At 33.7% G+C, this 17,818-nt stretch carries 10 protein-coding genes; 4 read left to right on the forward strand and 6 right to left on the reverse strand.

Annotated features, from left to right (window positions below; genetic code table 11):
* Positions 1 to 58 precede the first annotated feature (58 nt).
* On the forward strand, positions 59 to 1,234 hold the full coding sequence (locus tag CLOCL_RS19315) for a histidine kinase N-terminal 7TM domain-containing protein (protein ID WP_245532819.1): 1,176 nt from the start codon (positions 59 to 61) through the stop codon (positions 1,232 to 1,234).
* 89 nt (positions 1,235 to 1,323) lie between these two features.
* Here CLOCL_RS19315 and CLOCL_RS21875 read toward each other — a convergent pair whose 3' ends face one another.
* Both CLOCL_RS21875 and CLOCL_RS19325 read right to left on the reverse strand, forming a co-directional pair.
* Positions 1,324 to 5,679: a polysaccharide deacetylase family protein gene (locus CLOCL_RS21875; RefSeq protein ID WP_014256893.1), complete on the reverse strand. Its 4,356-nt coding sequence runs from the start codon at positions 5,677 to 5,679 to the stop codon at positions 1,324 to 1,326.
* A 907-nt stretch (positions 5,680 to 6,586) separates the two neighbouring features.
* The gene (locus CLOCL_RS19325; protein WP_014256894.1) at positions 6,587 to 8,584 is read right to left on the reverse strand and encodes a right-handed parallel beta-helix repeat-containing protein; all 1,998 of its coding nucleotides are present in this window, start codon (positions 8,582 to 8,584) and stop codon (positions 6,587 to 6,589) included.
* A gap of 955 nt (positions 8,585 to 9,539) precedes the next feature.
* Between CLOCL_RS19325 and CLOCL_RS19330 the strand changes: the two genes are divergently transcribed.
* Genes CLOCL_RS19330 through CLOCL_RS19340 form a run of 3 tightly spaced genes read left to right on the forward strand, consistent with a single transcriptional unit; the run spans position 9,540 to position 12,173 of the window.
* Positions 9,540 to 10,532, forward strand: a complete 993-nt coding sequence (locus tag CLOCL_RS19330) for an NAD-dependent 4,6-dehydratase LegB (RefSeq protein ID WP_014256895.1) — start codon at positions 9,540 to 9,542, stop codon at positions 10,530 to 10,532.
* Between the two features lie 29 nt (positions 10,533 to 10,561).
* Entirely contained in the window at positions 10,562 to 11,269 is a 708-nt protein-coding gene (locus tag CLOCL_RS19335) for a sugar phosphate nucleotidyltransferase (RefSeq protein WP_014256896.1), read from the forward strand.
* Complete coding sequence (locus CLOCL_RS19340) at positions 11,262 to 12,173, forward strand: NAD-dependent epimerase/dehydratase family protein (protein ID WP_014256897.1); 912 nt, start codon at positions 11,262 to 11,264, stop codon at positions 12,171 to 12,173. The genes CLOCL_RS19335 and CLOCL_RS19340 overlap by 8 nt, the downstream gene beginning before the upstream one ends.
* Positions 12,174 to 12,265: 92 nt before the next feature.
* Here the strand turns inward: CLOCL_RS19340 and pelG are convergent, their stop codons facing one another.
* The 4 genes from pelG to CLOCL_RS19360 are packed head-to-tail and all read right to left on the reverse strand — an operon-like array spanning position 12,266 to position 17,766.
* A complete protein-coding gene (gene pelG / locus CLOCL_RS19345; RefSeq protein ID WP_014256898.1) occupies positions 12,266 to 13,636 on the reverse strand; it encodes an exopolysaccharide Pel transporter PelG in 1,371 nt (456 codons plus the stop codon).
* Between the two features lie 6 nt (positions 13,637 to 13,642).
* Positions 13,643 to 15,067 carry a GT4 family glycosyltransferase PelF gene (gene pelF / locus CLOCL_RS19350; RefSeq protein ID WP_014256899.1) on the reverse strand — a complete coding sequence of 475 codons (1,425 nt, stop codon included), beginning with the start codon at positions 15,065 to 15,067 and terminating at the stop codon, positions 13,643 to 13,645.
* The gene (locus tag CLOCL_RS19355) at positions 15,064 to 15,984 is read right to left on the reverse strand and encodes a hypothetical protein (RefSeq protein WP_014256900.1); all 921 of its coding nucleotides are present in this window, start codon (positions 15,982 to 15,984) and stop codon (positions 15,064 to 15,066) included. The genes pelF and CLOCL_RS19355 overlap by 4 nt, the downstream gene beginning before the upstream one ends.
* A 36-nt stretch (positions 15,985 to 16,020) precedes the next feature.
* Positions 16,021 to 17,766: an NAD-dependent epimerase/dehydratase family protein gene (locus CLOCL_RS19360; RefSeq protein WP_014256901.1), complete on the reverse strand. Its 1,746-nt coding sequence runs from the start codon at positions 17,764 to 17,766 to the stop codon at positions 16,021 to 16,023.
* Positions 17,767 to 17,818: the final 52 nt, after the last annotated feature.

The raw sequence follows: 17,818 nt of genomic DNA on the forward strand, positions 1-17,818 counted from the left end.
AAAACAAAATTTGAGAAATTTACTGTCTTGTGGGGAGAAAATCATGAGGTACAATTTGTTGTATTTTATACTTCCTTCAATTTCAATTGTATTTTCGATGTCAATGATATTGTTTTCTTTTATGCGAGGTAAAAAAAGTTCAACAACATATTCATTTATTTTTTGTCATGCAATAATGACCTTATGGACTTTAGGTCAAATATTAGAAAATGCCAGCACAAACGAGACCCAAAAATGGATTGCCACAATAATAAAGTACTCTGCAGTAACTTATATAGCTGCTTCATGGCTAATATTCACTCTATTGTATACAAATAGGATAAAAAACTTAAGAAAAGCCTGTTTTTCAATACTTGTACTTCCTTTACTTTTTAATCTTGCAGTACTGACTAACAGGTTTCACTATCTGTTTTTTTCACATTACTCTATGGAATCAAGAACCTATGGTATTCTTTTCTGGCTACATAGTATAGAATCATATTCCTATTTGATTGCTTCAATTGTTATACTGTTTATTACAAGCTTTAAGTGTGTTAAAAAACACCGGATTCAATATGTACTTTTAGCTATATCAATTTTATTTCCTACAATATTAAATATTTTATACGTCTCAAGAGTTTTGTCACTGGGAACTGACCTTACTCCCATAAGCTTTGTTTTGTCATCATTTATATTCTTTGTAGCTGTTTTCAAGTATCGTTTTCTAAACCTTTTGCCCGTTGCAATTACGGATATTCTCGATGCAATGCCACAAGTAATTATAGCCTTAGACTCTAATAATGAGATTAACTATACAAATAAGGCATTTCAAAAATTTTTACCGAAATACAACCCTTCTGTTCAGAATAACATCATAGCTTTCAAGGAATATTTCAGAAAAAAAGTTTATATAGACAAAAAAAATCTCTCGGTTATTGACCGTATAATCCTGGAAGAAAAAGAGCCATTAACAGAAGAACTTGAGTTTAAGTGGCCAAATTTAAACAGAACAATAATTTTTCAGGTCAATGTAATCCCCATATATGAAAAAGGTACTTTTATAGGAAAAGTTATAATATTTAATGATATAACAGAATACAAACATTTAATCAATGAAAATATACGTAAAAATGAATCCCTATCATTGATGGCCCAAAAACTATTAGAAGCAAATCTCTGTTATAGCGAAGCTTCCTCAGTAAGCGAGAAGTCCCTGAATACCATTGGCAATGCAAAAAAGACGAACACTATATAATAAACCATATTTAGATATTAAAAAGGGGAAGGTAAATATAAATTTTACCTTCCCCAAAGTTATTTTAATAATTAATCAAACTTATAAAATTAATTGATATATGACTCATACCATTCACTGATTGTTTGAACTTCAAGTTTTCCTTGCTTAACATAATTATCAACATAATCTACGATTTCTGCAAAGGACTCTGTTGAAATTGAATAAACTTCTACAGGAACTTTCTCCACCTGATGCAGCATAAACATTATTGACGAACCTGTTTCAACAGCTCTGTCTATTTCATTCTTTATCCAATCAACCGATAAGTCCTTACCTACAGGTATACATTTAAGTTTGTAAATATTTTCAACAGGTACAGGCTGTATTCCTGTAAGAGTTGTTCTTGCAGTCTTAACTCCTATTTCTTGCAGTATCTTAATAAGTTCTTCATCAAAGCTTCCCTGAGGATAGCATACGTGATGGGCCGCTCTTGTCCATCCATTTTCCAAAATCCAGTTTTGACAGAATAGGTATTCCTCCCGTTTTTCTTCAGCTGACAGAACTGTAATATCGTCAAAATGACCTTTGGTATGGTTACCGATATCCCATCCCTCTTTATACATATAGTCTAGCTCATCCGGATTCAAGTATTCAGGTTCGCCACCTGTTGCAAGTTCATAAGTTACCCATAAAGTTCCTTTAAATCCTTTTGCGTCCATTATTGGTTTTGCTTCAGTCAATACATCATGCCAAGCATCATCAAAGGTAAATAGAAGTTTTGATTTTCCTTCAATGTTATATGCAATTTTATCAAGATATATAGACGGTCTGAATCCTTCTTTCGCATAAACTGTTATTATTATGCTCTTAATATTACTCCAGTCCGAACTTCCTACCGAAATAAAATCACTGCTTCTCCTTACAATTTTATTCCAACCGCTGTACAACTCATATGCACCAATATAATTTACAAAATAACTGCCAAAATATATGTTATCGGTATACATGCCAACACTTATCGCAGTAATTTCCGATGCATTCGGAACATACAGGTTAAATTCTATGTTCTTCATAGATGATAGATCAAGACCATAGGTATATCGCTTCTCCAATGTAAAGTTAAATCCGCCATCCGGAACCTGTGATGTCAACTTCAGAGAACCGCTTCCGGACACATTATGAGTGCTTATTTCAGCCTTTGCTCTTCTGAAATTGTAAGTATAATCTATAACATCAAATTCCTCAATAATTATGCCTTCCGAAGTCTGCAATGAAGTTCCGTTTACTGGTATGTAGGACTCTATAAATGTCGGTTCAGGAGTAGGTTCGATAGTAGGTATGGGTGTCGGAGGCACTACAGGTTCATCGTCAAGTCCCATATAATCATTATACCATTCACTGAATGTAACAACTTCAATCAAATTCTGGCTGCTCTTACTGTAAACATATTCAACAAGTTCTCTAAAATATTGTGTAGACATCTCAAATCCCAAAACAGGATTGTCCTCAACTTTAAAGGCATTAAGAATTATTGTGGAACCAGTTGCAATTGCTCTGTCAATTTCACTCTTAACCCATTCAATGGATACTTCCTCACCAATAGATATACTTCTCAGATTGTAAATATCCTCAACAGGTACTGCCTGGATTCCATAATCGGTATACATAGCAGTTTTGGCACCTATTGCCTTAACTATTCCTTTAATCTCACTGTCATAGAAGCCTGAAGGATAATAAACGTTGTATGCTCCTCTTGTCCATCCGTTATCAATTAACCAGTTTTGGGCATTTAAGAACTCACTTTCCTTAGCTTCAGTGGTATATCCTTCTATACTTAAAGGATGAGATTCAGTGTGATTACCTATATCCCAGCCGGCAGCATATAATTCATGCAGGTCATATTTGTCAAGGAAAGCTACGCTTCCCACCTCAGTAATACTTTTTACAGGCATCACATTTGCTTTAAATCCCTTCTCATTAAGTATCGGGAACGCATTTGATTTCACAGAATAATATCCGTCTTCAAAAGTAAATATCAATTTTGGCAGACCTTTAACATTATATGCAATCCTATCTATATTAACATATATATCACTAGCCCTTGTCGATACAGTAATTCTCATGCTTCTAATATCGTTCCAATTTGCGTTTGAACCAAATGCAATAAAGTCATTTCTTGCTACTCTGATTTTATTCCATCCGTTTCTAAGTTGATAATTTCCAATGAAGGTAGTAAAGTAAGATGAATAATTTATTTCATCACAAAAGAATGCAATACTTACTGTACTGATTTTTGCAACGTCAGGTACAAATATATTAATCTCCAAGTTCTCAAAATCCGAAAGATCACGGTTAAATGAATGCTGTTCAATTACAAAATAATCTACTCCGCTCATGCCCTGGGACGATACTTTCAAAGACTCCTTACCCGAAATATAGTTTGTTGTATCCACTATTATGTCTGCATTATATGTTAAATCCCACTCTGCAATGGAATCTCCTTCGGAAAGAGTTATTCCATCTGACAGCAGAAGATTACTGCCGGAAGGTTTCGGAGTCACCGTTGGAGTTGGTGTCTCTGTTGGTACTACTGTTGGTGTCTCTACTGGCTTTTCTGTTGGTGTTGGCGTTGGTGCTTCGGTTGGTTCTGCTGTCGGTGTCGGTGTTGGTGTCTCAATCGGTTCTTCGGTTGGTGTTGGCGTTGGTGTCTCTTTCGGCTTTTCTGTCGGTGTTGGCGTTGGTGCTTCGGTTGATTCTGCTGTCGGTGTCGGTGTTGGTGTCTCAATCGGTTCTTCGGTTGGTGTTGGCGTTGGTGTCTCTTTCGGCTTTTCTGTTGGTGTTGGCGTTGGTGCTTCGGTTGGTTCTGCTGTCGGTGTCGGTGTTGGTGTCTCAATCGGTTCTTCGGTTGGTGTTGGCGTTGGTGTCTCTTTCGGCTTTTCTGTCGGTGTTGGCGTTGGTGCTTCGGTTGGTTCTGCTGTCGGTGTCGGTGTTGGTGTCTCAATCGGTTCTTCGGTTGGTGTTGGCGTTGGTGTCTCTTTCGGCTTTTCTGTTGGTGTTGGCGTTGGTGCTTCGGTTGGTTCTGCTGTCGGTGTCGGTGTTGGTGTCTCAATCGGTTCTTCGGTTGGTGTTGGCGTTGGTGTCTCTTTCGGCTTTTCTGTTGGTGTTGGCGTTGGTGCTTCGGTTGGTTCTGCTGTCGGTGTCGGTGTTGGCCTTTCAGTTGGTACTACTGTCGGAGTCGGTGTTGGTGTCTCAATTGGTACTTTGGTTGGTGTTGGTGCTGGTGTATCTTTCGGCTTTTCTGTCGGAGTCGGTACTTCAGTTGGTGTTTTTTCCGGTTTTGGTGTCTTTTCTGGTTTTGGTGTTTTTTCTGGTTTTGGTGTCTTACTTGGTTTATCTGTTATAATCGGTGTTGCAGTCTTTGTTGGTGTTGGTGTAACAGTTGGTGTCAATGTCGGTTTAATTTCAGGTTCTGTACCGTATATCAAATTCCCGTTTATGTACGCTGTCACTTTATCAAAGTTGATATAACTACTACTTGAATTAAATGAGTAGTCATTTGTTTGGATGTAATTTGACCAATCCTTTTTGGCGAATCTTGTATGAACTTCTGCCGAGCAATTTGCTTCAAGAACACCACCGCTAAAACTTATTTCCAAATAATAATTGGCATCCTGAGTAGCTGGTGACAATTTGTAAAATTTACCTGTCACCCCGGTTAATGGAGAATGCTTAGGATTTAATATTGCAGCATAGTCACACCAAAAATTTTGCTCTTTTTCTTCTTCGTTAGTATAGTAATATCTCAACTTTACATATTTAAGCTCAATGGGTACTTTGCTTGTATTTGTTATCTTAAATCTAGGCATAATACTATTTATACTATTGGTTGGATTGCCGCTGTATGTTTCTATTTTAAGTTCAGGAGCCACTGCCAATTGCGAAACTAATGGCATAAATAAATTTGAAAAGATTAATTCAGTATCCGTTGCAAATAATGCTGATTCATTACTGTTTAAATTAAAGTTTGATCTTTTTGCCTGCTTTTCTGATTTCTTTTCAGTTTTCTCTGTCTCTTTTCCTTTTGTTAAGGCTTTTTCTGATTTTTTAGATTCAAGTAAAGTGTTTGACGGCATTAGTTCTTTAATTTCGGGAAAATTCTCAGTGATTGATAAATTATCTTGATCAACAGTTTTCCCAGCTATAATAGAGGCAATGCTTTTATTTGCTTCCTCTTTAACCTTCTTTTCCTTTTCTCTCTCCAGTTCCATTCCCTTTATAGCTGCTTTTTCTACTTCTTTTAGCTTTTTTGCGGAAGCTTTGAACCTTTCTTTTACTTCTTTTGTAATTCTTACTCTTCCATTCTCCGTTGCTATGCCATTACTATTGGCGGCGTTTGCAGAAATTTGTGTAAATAGCATGCAAAACACCATAGACAGAGAAATAACGGTTTTTCTTAGTCTCATAATAACCTCCCCTAATTACAATTTATTTTTCTGATGTTTTTGTGCCCTTAGTTTGGATATTTTTTATGTAAATAAAAAATACAATACTAACTCAAGAGAGTTCTTAAAGCTTTTCAAACTCAATAAAATATGAAATAATGTAAACAATTCGTCAAATCCTAAATTAGGTCAGATTGAAAATAGAACTTTTCTATTGATAATTATTCATCATATCAATTACATGCTTTTCTAAGATTGTAAGAATAATACATTTAATACGCAAGAAAACTTTAAGGCTTTAATCTTCATATTAATGCCAATAGCATTTCTTTCAGGATATCCAAAATTTACAATATAGCATGCTATAATTTGCATCAGAGAGTCCATTGCTTTTTAGGAATAATACTAAAGATGCAAGAAAATCTAAGCAGAATAGCCTACACACATGCACTCTGCACATGCAACTAGATCTTTTGCTGGTATAAAAAATCGATAAAATTTAGATTTGGAAAAAATAATTATTGCGTTATCTCAAGAAAGGTCATAGATTATCGTTTGGCAACAAATATTGCAAGGTTTAAAAAGAGAATATAAGAGCTCCGAACTATAGCCCTCGTTAGTTGGAACTTTCATTCAATTTACCCCCCTATAAAAAAGCTTTAAATAAGTTATATCAATATAAAGTATATTTATCTTTAATAAGTTATATCTTTTTAAATTTATCTATAAAATTATTTTAACTTTAATTAATAAAACAATTAGCCAATAACCTTCGTCAAATCATTACCATATAAATATTCATATTATCTGCCAAATATCTATAATTATTTTAGTTTATTTGTAATCTTATGTCAATACATTTCTAAACAAAAATATTGAATATTGTTTAATTTTGACATATATTCTGCAATATCTTCATCTAAAACTTCTAATCTAAAATTTTCGGATAATCGGATATCTTTTTACCGTAATTCCTTGCTATTATCATTATATCCTCAAGATTAATTACCGAATCAAAGTTAAGGTCCATAACCTGACTATAACTCAGGTCACTTGAAACAGCATTAAGTTTTTGAGAAATCAATCCAATATCATCTATTGTCAAAGCACCATCCATATTTATGTCTCCTGGCAACAAAATGACAGGAGCTGCTTTTGAACCAATAACTACATCCTTATCTACAATCATATCATTTATATACCTTGTCAAATATGTCTGTTTACTAATTTTTATAGAGTATCCCTTATCATTATACGGTACATTCGGCAGCTGGAAATAACCGTTACTGTCAGTGTAGGTATAGTCACCTGTCTGAACGATTTCTACTTTAATACCTTTATTTATCTCCGGGTATTTAGTCTCCACATTACATTTTATATAACCGGCTAAAGTGTATGTTTTATTCTTAACCGGTACCGGACTAAATTCATAGGCGCCACAGTCAACTCCCTGATAGGAATTTCTCTTATTTCCGTCAAAGTCATACTCTGCACAGTTTGCAGGATCCCCTGCATTAATAGCCGACGATCCTTCTTTAATATGAAAATCGGGCAAATCGGAAGATAGGTCTATAAACTGTGGATCAACAAACTTTGAATGTTTGTCATTGCCAGTAATACTTCTGTATTTATCAAAGCTCTGTATATATTCATTCTTCCATATCCATTCAGAGCTTGCTGCTCCGCCAACAGAATAATAAATATTATAATCAAAGATATTCCCGTTGTTCTCCTTGTATACATTGGAAATAAACAAATTTTGATTCCCGCTGTATAATATGTTGTTGCAGAATATATTGCCGTTTGTACTGAACTGCATCAAAACTTCTCCGCAGCCTGTCCTCTTAGTGTCATTGTTGTAGAGAGTATTGTTTATAAATTTACAGTTTATCGTACTTCCTCTGTTTTTGTCATATCCGCCAAAAGCAATCCCTGTAAGATTATTATTGTAAAGAATGTTGTTCAAAACACTTATATTGCTGGTTGATTTTCCTTTATGTTCACTTGCTACCTCAATACCGATATCACAATTGTATACCCGATTCCTTTCTATTATTACATCCCTTGCTCCATCACTATATATACCACCGGCACAATACTCTTTTCCATAGGCAGGATTTCCATAAGAAGATATGAAACTAACCGTATTTCCTGCAATAATCCCATTTCTGGCCTGATCGTCGGTATATGAAGTATTTTCCCATCCAATTACCGCTATACCTATATTATCATTGTCATGAATATAATTATTTATTATCTGAAAGTCTTCCACATTACCATTAACGGCCAAAGCTTCACTTGACCCCAACTTACAGTTATATATCTCATTACCCTCTATAGTAATTTTTTTTGCAGGAATGGATGCGGTGCCATACACTGCAATACAGTGAGCGTTGCCAACCCTATTGTCCTTTGCCGCTGTTTCTATGTTATGTATCTTATTGTTCTTAATCTCAATATTGTTTGCACTTCCACGTATATGTATTCCTACAGGAACAGGATCAACAGCACTTGTTTTATAATTCCTGATCTCTAATCCTGAAATTCTGATAAAAGATTTATTTTCGATAAAGATCATTCCAGTGTATTCATTTGGAACTGTCAATCCGCTGCCATCAAGAATGGGATTCTCTCCTGGATAATTTGTTATTGTAATATAACCCTTTTGCTCCGAACCGGAAGATTTAATTGTAATATTCTCATTGTATATTCCACCCCGCAAATAAACTGTTCCCCCCGGCATAACCATCTCACATGCCTTTTTTATTGATTTAAAGGGCTTTTCAAAAGTACCGGGATTGTTATCGTTGCCATTAGGTGAAACATAATAGTTTATAACCTGAGCAGAAGTTATATTCACATTGAAACAAGGCGTAAAGATATATATAAAAGAAAATAACGCAATTGGGAATAAATTTTTTAACATAAAATCATCTCCCCTATCCATATCATCTAAATTTCTCTATATTTTACACCTGGACTATACAAATATTATATCTTTTTTTTATGTAATATAAAAGCCCTATATTTTTATCTCATAAATAGCATTAAAAATATTGGGCATTGCTCCCAAAAGCATTTTCTACATATAGGAAACTGCCCTATATCTTCTATTAATTTTTCCTTGTACATTTCATAATTAATTTTTATATCTTTAAATTAACCCGGTTTATGAGAAAAAATATTATTTAGTTCTATTGACATAATTTGAAAAAGGATATACAATTTATAATGTAATATTTTAGGATACATAACTAACATTTTTTAACGTTTTTGCATTGTAGTGTTTTATTTTCCTGACCTCTTTTTGACACAATCAGGTTTGACTAATTATTGAATAAACATTATTAGTAATTTTTTATGTATTCATTATAATTAGAAAATAATAGAAATAGATAATATATAGAAGCAGATATTTTATATTTGATAAGTTGTTGTTATTTTAGGGGTGGTATAATTTGAATATTTGGGTTAGTAAAAGTTGAGTCTTTCTTAGGCAAAAGTTCTGAAAGCAATATCACATGTTTATATTATTAATCGGTAGTAAATTTGCTGCAAAAAACATAGAAGTGCTTTATCTATTCTTTAATTATACTCTCCAGTAATAATTACAGCCATAAGAATGTGGAATTCCAATTAACATACGTCCTATTTTGGCGTTAAAAATCTATTTTATACTTTATTACCCCATCCCACGAAACATCAATTTATCCATGATAGTTTTTCGTCGGCTCAGTTGTATGGCAAAACCATTAATATTGACATAATATTAACTTAAATTTGTGTTTAAATATTTTTAATATTATAGATAAGCAATCTTTTTCAACTTTACATAAACTATTATTTAATAAATTTTTTATGATTTTTTTAGGAGGAGTAAAATGGAACTAAAAAACAAAAAAGTACTAGTAACCGGTGCCGACGGATTTATAGGGAGCCATCTCGTCGAAGCACTTTTAGAGGAAGGTGCAGATGTTACTGCATTTGTGTATTACAATTCATTTAACAATTGGGGATGGATTGATACTTTCCCGAAAGAAAAATTAGAAAAAACAAAAATATTCCAGGGAGATATCCGCGATGCAAATTGTGTAAGAGAAGCCGTTAAAAACGTGGAATGTGTTTTTCATCTTGCTGCACTTATCGCTATTCCTTACAGCTATTATGCACCGGAAAGCTACGTTGATACCAACATTAAAGGCACTCTCAATGTTCTGCAAGCATCAAAAGATTATGCAATCGAAAGGGTGCTTGTAACTTCAACTTCTGAGGTTTACGGTACCGCAAAATATGTGCCCATTGATGAGTCACATCCATTCCAGGGCCAGTCGCCTTATTCCGCATCCAAAATCGGAGCCGATAGAATTGCGGAGTCTTTTTACAGAAGCTATGATCTTCCGGTGACTATAGTACGTCCGTTTAATACTTACGGCCCAAGGCAGTCAGCCAGAGCGGTTATACCTACAATAATTTCACAGCTTTTATCCGGAAAGACAGAAATCAAACTTGGGAATTTGAGCCCAACACGAGATTTTAACTTTGTAAAAGATACCGTTAATGGTTTTATTGAAATAGCCAAGTCAGATAAGACCATTGGCGAAGAGATAAATATAGCAAGTGGTGTTGAAATTTCCATCGGAGATCTTTTTGAAGAACTTAGGCTGCAAATAAATAAAGACGCCAAAATAATCAATGACGAGATAAGACTGCGACCTGAAAAAAGTGAAGTAGACCGCCTGTTGGGGTCAAACAAAAAAATAATGCAGCTTACCAACTGGCAACCGAAATACGATTTGAGAGCTGGACTAAAAGAAACAATATCTTGGTTTAAAGATAATTTAGATAAATATAAAACAGATATATACAATGTTTAATTAAGCTTAGTTTATAAGGGGGAGTAAATATGCAAGCTGTAATTCTGGCCGGTGGTCAAGGAACAAGACTCAGACCATTCACCACCTGTATTCCAAAACCTTTGATGCCTATAGATGATATGCCTATTTTAGAAGTAATAATGCGACAATTGAAATATTTCGGGATAAAAAACATTATTGTATCACTAAATCATTTGGCAGACTTAATGATGGCATTTCTTCAACGGGGAGAAAAGCTAGGTCTTAACATAAGCTATGTCATTGAAGATAAAGCTTTAGGCACGGCTGGCCCCCTATCCATCATTGATAACTTGGAAGAAACCTTTTTAGTTATGAATGCAGATCTATTGACAACTATAGATTTCGGAAATTTAATAGATTTTCATAAGCAGAATGGCTTCGATGCAACTATATCCACATACAGAAAAGAAGTGAACATAAGCCTTGGAGTAGTAAAATCTTCTGATAACAATTTTGTTGACTATATTGAAAAACCAACCTACAAATTCGATGTAAGCATGGGAATATATGTGTTCAATAAAAGTATCGTAAAATATATACCTAAAAATGAAAAAATGGATATACCGGATTTAATACTCAAACTCAAAGAAAATAACAAGAGAATCGGTTGTTATCGCGCTGACTACGATTGGCTTGATATCGGAAAATTTGATGATTATGAAAAAGCAGTAAATGTATTTAGGGAAAAGAGGAGCGAATTTTTGCGAAATGGATAAAATACTTTTCCTGGGTTCGAACAGCTTCACAGGATTCTATTTTCAAAAATTTATTAAAGACAAAGGACTTGACAAGGAATACAAGTTTATTGGTACAGATATTTCCGATGTCCATAATAACAATTTTTCGGTCAGCGACTACATAAAGCTAAATCCTTTGGACAAAAGTGAACTTGAAGATGTTATTATTAATTTAAAACCCAATTATATAATAAACTTTATCGGTACCTTTTCCGGTGCAACATATAACGATTATATCAATATAAATACCAATATATCAAAGAATATTTTTGATATATTGGTAGAAAACAATCTTGAGGTCAAAAAAGTTCTTTTGATCGGTTCTGCAGCAGAGTATGGAATTGTTAAGGATATGCCCATAAAGGAGGATAGCTGTAATAATCCTGTAAATTATTATGGGCTGTCAAAACTTTTTCAAACTCATATTGCAAAATACTATCATGACAATTATGGTATTAACGTCAATGTGTTAAGGACTTTCAACATCATCGGAAAAGGTATTTCAAAAAGTCTGTCAATAGGAAACTTTATAGACAAAATTGAAAAAGCCAGAGACGGTGATTATATTACTGTAGGCAATTTATTTCCCAAGCGGGATTTTCTGCATATTGAAGATGTGGTTGAAGCCTACTGGGAAGTATTGAAAAAAGGTAAAACCGGCGAAATATATAACGTATGCAGCGGAAAATCAATAGCAATAGAAGATATTTTTTTAACTTTTGTCAGAATGTCAAGCAAAAAACTATTCCCCTTAGTGGACGAAAAGCTTATAAAGAAGGATGAAATAATGGACATCTATGGTGATAACAGCAAAATTAAAAATGATACGAATTGGAGTCCTAAAATCGATATTTTAAATGATAAGGCTTACAATGTATTTTGAATAATATAATTTTTAGCAAGTTATATTTATTGTTCAAATATGTAAAACAGAAGCAGCTAAATTGCTGGTTCTGTTTTTATTTTCAAGTCCCGCTATTTTATCATAAACACTTGATTTTTCATATCCTTCAAATACAACAGCAGCAATATATACGCAATAATTACAGTAAAGGCACTTGCAATCATAAAGCCTAATCCTGGCAAACCATCCCTGCCAATAAGTGTGGTCATAAACATCACTGACACCATATAAAAAGCCGATATGTAATATGCAAATTTTCTCTCATCAAAATAAAGCAGTACTATTTTTACCACATACATTATTACAGTAAACCCCATAGCTAGTACACACATCCAAAGTATAAAATACGTTTTAAAATCGGCAAAAGGTCCTTTTCCCACCTTAAAAGAGAAGAATATCAACAAACTCATGACCGCTAACTGCACAATGCATAACTTATAGAAAAAAAGCAATACAGTATTTTTAAGTCTCCTCATAAAAAACTTTATCTCGTTATAAGTTCCATAGTTTAGAATTGCATCAAAAAACTCATTGCACTTTATATGCAGTTCTGTTTCGAACTTAACCACAAAAAAGATCAATCCCGGAATGATGCTGAGAACTCCTATGAAAAAAGGAAAATCAAAGTCTTTCTGTACTGTAAAAAATCCGTTTACAATATAGTTTTCATCCGTAAATCTGTAATATAAGCACGGAAAATACAACCCAACGGTATAAAAAATCCCCGTCAGCCATAAATCGGGAAATTTTCTTATATATGTAAACCATTCAAAATAGCTTCTGTCTTCCTCCCCGAAAACATTTCTTATTTGTACCAAAAGTAACAAGGCCGTTACAAAAAAACCTGCTATAAAGCAAAAAAATATGTAAAAAATCTCATACTTCACCGACACAAGCCTAATAAACAATAGCAGTATTATCGTTACTATATTTCCTGCTGCGAATCCCGCTATTATTCCTGTATGGTCATTAGCAGCAGATAGATATATCATTTCCAGCCATATAATGCTTACTATGGAAAGGAGAATCAAAATACAAAAAGCATATTTAATCGGAAGCTTTGCAAACACAGTAAGAGCACCCGAAATTAAAAGGCTGAAAATAGTTGAAGGAAGTATTCCTCCATAAAACGAAGCCATAACTTTTTTGTATTCCTTCTGATAAATACAGTCAGAAATATATCGGGTCAAAATAAGGGAGTATATCCCGGTAGTTATTGATGAAAGCATAAAAGTATATGTAACAGTAACTAATATATGGTCCCTCGGAATGGTTGAGTAGGTATCCTTCCTAAGCAATAGTCCTGCAATAGTTACTGCAAACAAACACAACAACATAGGACCATTAAGTGAGACGACAGCTAAGCCATAAGACCTTATTTTATGAATAAAGCCGGTATCCTTTTCTATCATTCTTTTAAGTTGAAATCCAATTCCTGCCATTTCTTTTCACCTTTTCAAATCCTCATATAGTTTTCTGTAAGAACTTCCCATATAATCTATGGTGTAATACTGCTGAACTCTTTTTCTTGCAGCCTGCCCCATTTTCATCCTCAAATCCTTGTTTTTTGCCAATTTGACTATAGCTTCTCCTAAAGCGTCTGAATCCATAACTCTGGCAACTATGCCTGCCTCACCGATATTGTCAAAAGTACCGAGTACAATTTCGGAACAGCTGCCCACATCGGTCACTATAGCCGGTTTCCCTGAAGCCATAGCTTCAAGCAGGGACAAAGGTTGACCTTCACTTATGCTGGTCAATATAAAAACATCAAAGGAATATAAGGATTTTAAGTATGTTTCATAATCCACTTTCCCAGTAAAAGTTATGTTCTGGATATTTCGCTTTTCGACATAATCCAAAACATATCGGCTGTACTGCGGATCTTCATCATTTGGCCCTACTATAACCAATCTCATTTTATCGTCATATAACTGCTGAGCTTTTTCAAAAGCCCTTACTAACGTAATAATATCTTTAATGGGTACAATTCTGGCAATTGTGCCCACTACAAAATCATCCCCGTAAATTCTGTCCTGCTCAGGAAAGTTATAGTCCTCCGTATTCATTCCATTTGGAATAATAACTGTCTTTTCCCTGTCAGCACCAAACTCTATTTGAACTTCTCTGTTTCTTTGAAACTGTGATACAATTTTATCGGCAAAATTATATGCACATAAGGACATGGAACGAAAGTACTTTATCCACAATTCTTTTATATATCCTAAGATAAAATCTGACTTGAGTATCTCCTCTTCTCTTTCCCTGACATAAATCCCATGCTCAGTAAGTATAAACGGCTTTTTTGAATTATACCGTATTTTACTTCCCACTATCCCCGGGAACCCCGCCGAGACACTGTGATATATATCTGCCTCAGGAACATGTCCCTGCAAGACATGAAATTCGTATATAAACATTGTACGTATGGACCATAAAAAATCGTTGTAGGGAGCATTCTGAAAATCCTTGTTATATATATAATCCACAATCTCATAAAAATCTGCACTGTTAAAAAAGTCTATCAACCTGTATTTTTTCAGCTTATCAACAAAATCGAATACTTGAGCCCAATCAACTTTTTCCCCGGAAAAATGCTTGATAAGCAATTCCTGCTGCTTGCTGCTTTTAACTATCCTGGACGGAAATCTCTTTGGCTTTTTCTTAAGGGGAGTATCCAAAAATACTTCTTCTATATGTATCATATTTTCAGGAATCTTGCACACAAATTTCCCCTTGTCCGATTCCCTGGCTGCTATTGTATAAAGACTTAATTTGTAGTCGGGAAAACATTTCATATAAATATTCATCCAGCTTGATATCCCGCCGGTCATATAGGGATAGCTTCCTTCAGCTATAAAGCACAAATTCATATCGCACCTCTGATATCTTGCTCCAAGTGATTTCTCCAAAAAGTAACAATTTCATATGCTCGTTTAGACAAAACAATATCTTTAGACCTCATCTTTTTCAAAGTATCTTTAAAGCCGTCTATATTTCCGCTGAAATAGTAAAACTCCAATTTTGACAAATAAGGCTTGTAACTGTTCGGATATGCCTTTGCAAACTTATCACAAGTCTTTTCAGCTTCTTTGAAGTTTTTAATGGCAATTTCATTCTTTATCTTTTGCACATAAAATTCTTTTTCTATGTTTTGAGCCGAGGAAAAATAGAAATCGAATATCTCAGAAAGTTCTTTTCTTTTTAAGAAAGTATTGGTATTATTGAATTCTTCCCAGATTATCAAATCCAAAAACGCCCTGATAAAATTCTCACAAACATTTATATTTTTTGGATCTTTCAAATAACATTCCCGTGATTCTGAATAGTTTTCATTTATCTTTTGTCTATAATCACTAATAGCCGTTGAAGCATAGTGAACCACTTCAGGATCGTCATCCCGTACAATTTTCTCTAAAAAAGGGTATATCTTTTTAAAATCTCCTTTAACAGATTTAAAAGCATATTTTCTTTTTTTATTGATATCTTTTATTTCTAAAACATCCACAATGGGCAAAGTATTTATATAATCCACATTAGAAGTATCGGATATTATTTCATCAAATTCCTCTTCATCTCCATCAATCTCATAAAGCGAGCTTTCAATCAGAAAACCGTTTTTAACAAGAAAATCGGCAATTATAAACAGGAACACTCCAAAATAAGGTATAAATATGCATAATAAAAACTTCGGAAAATTAAAATCTTTATTTGTTATTTTTCTGTATAGAAAATATATTGTACTTACAAAAATATTGCCCCCAAGTAAAACCAACAAAGAATTATTCAATACAATCTCCCCTGTAAATGAATTCAGTTAATAATTTCAATCAATATTTGCATTGTAAAAATCCGTCACCAAATTATATATAAAATACATTTGCGATTCAACATTTACGTTCATTTTCTCGAAAGGAACATTTCTTATAACAATCAGGCTATCCACTTTTTTTGTCTTCCTGTTAAAAACAGGAACAATAATCCTTATACTGCTTTGCAATTGTGTATTAAAGAAAACTTCATTTTTTTCAAAGGAATTTTTAATCATGTCATAATCCAAACCCGGTTGATATTTTGATAAATCATTCCTTGTTTCAAGTTTGACCTCTTTGAAACCGGTAAGTTCATTAATGACCTCAGGTAATATCTGAGTTATACGTTTTCTGTTTTCATTAAGCGTTTTAATAGCATTATATACATTTGAATAGCTGTATTCATAGGTTTTTAACTGCTCTGTAAGTAACGAAGCAGATTTTCTGGTATTTACGAGGTCTGCCTGGACTGTCTTAAAAAGTTCTTCCAACTCAATATGAGTAAACTTTTTTATTTTATTTTCTTTAATTTCAACTGACTTTTTATAGCCTGAAATCAAAGCTATACTGAAATATGCCAAAAACCTTTCTAATGTATTCAAGTTCATTAAATCCAATAAACCCGAATCCGAGAAAGGAAAGTAGTGCAAAAACATACATAATGCACCGGTATACAAAGCCACATTTATACCATAGGTCAAACCTATAATCATAACCAAAACAATTGCCATATCGTAATTGAATCCGGTATATTTCATAAACTCTACGACAAGAAAACTGAAAATGGTAGCTTCCATCCATGCCTTATATTTTTTCCACAAAGACTTTATTATATCGCCTGCACCATACAGTCTATCTGCAAATAGTCTCTTTTTAAGATTTCTACTCTTATACCATTCATAGGTTTTGAGAAAACCCTCTGAGAAGGATGTATTGTCTTCTACTCTATTTATAACATTCTTATCTAACGGATACCTCATCTTAGCTTCAAATTTGAAGTTCACTTTTATCTCATTTCTGCTGAATATATTTTTGGCCTTCCTGATAATATAATTTATATCCAGTACTTCACCTTTAATTTTGTAATTACCGGTAAAATTACTGGCTAATGCAGTAGTAGTAAGTATCCTGATCAAATCGGATATGTATATTAATTCAATATCTTTAAATATTGACCATACTTCCCGATAGGTATGGTGTTGGAAAGCATCAATAATATCCAATACAATTGAGCCCTCACCGTTGCTGTCCAACCCTGGTCCGTAAACCGGAGGCACACGAATAATAAGCATATTTAAACCATATACATCTTTATACATGTTGCAGTAAGTCTCACAACTCTTTTTGTATGCACAGTACAGAAAAAACTTTGGATGAGTCTTATAAAGCATTTCATGATTCATAGCTTCATAGGTGTATAAATAGGATGTGGAAATATATACAAATTTCTTCACTCTATGCTCACAACATAAGTCAAGAATATTTATCAGCGGAGAAATATCTTTTCCGCTCTCCAACCAATTTTTTCGATCAGAATTCCCAATTAAATAGTAAACAATATCAAATTGTCCTATCTCAAAAATTTCTCTGCATTCTCTACTTATTGCATCAATTCTATAATATGATGCTTTGGAATTCAATTTTAAATTCTTAGGTTTATCGGCGATATCTATAATTGAAACATTCTGTTCAAAAGCCAAAAGGCTTTCTGCCAGACTTCTGCCAATAAATCCGTTTCCCCCAACTATTAAAACATTCATACTACATTCATTGACTCCCTTTAGTAAGGATATTTTTATTAAAAAACCTATA

Source organism: Acetivibrio clariflavus DSM 19732 (assembly GCF_000237085.1).
Taxonomy (GTDB): Bacteria; Bacillota; Clostridia; order Acetivibrionales; family Acetivibrionaceae; genus Acetivibrio; species Acetivibrio clariflavus.

Bases quoted from the DNA above. Each gene is read 5' to 3' on its own strand.
- CLOCL_RS21875 (WP_014256893.1), bottom strand. From the start codon at position 5,679: ATGAGACTAAGAAAAACCGTTATTTCTCTGTCTATGGTGTTTTGCATG.
- CLOCL_RS19325 (WP_014256894.1), bottom strand. From the start codon at position 8,584: ATGTTAAAAAATTTATTCCCAATTGCGTTATTTTCTTTTATATATATC.
- CLOCL_RS19330 (WP_014256895.1), top strand. From the start codon at position 9,540: ATGGAACTAAAAAACAAAAAAGTACTAGTAACCGGTGCCGACGGATTT.
- CLOCL_RS19335 (WP_014256896.1), top strand. From the start codon at position 10,562: ATGCAAGCTGTAATTCTGGCCGGTGGTCAAGGAACAAGACTCAGACCA.
- CLOCL_RS19340 (WP_014256897.1), top strand. From the start codon at position 11,262: ATGGATAAAATACTTTTCCTGGGTTCGAACAGCTTCACAGGATTCTAT.
- pelG (WP_014256898.1), bottom strand. From the start codon at position 13,636: ATGGCAGGAATTGGATTTCAACTTAAAAGAATGATAGAAAAGGATACC.
- pelF (WP_014256899.1), bottom strand. From the start codon at position 15,067: ATGAATTTGTGCTTTATAGCTGAAGGAAGCTATCCCTATATGACCGGC.
- CLOCL_RS19360 (WP_014256901.1), bottom strand. From the start codon at position 17,766: ATGAATGTTTTAATAGTTGGGGGAAACGGATTTATTGGCAGAAGTCTG.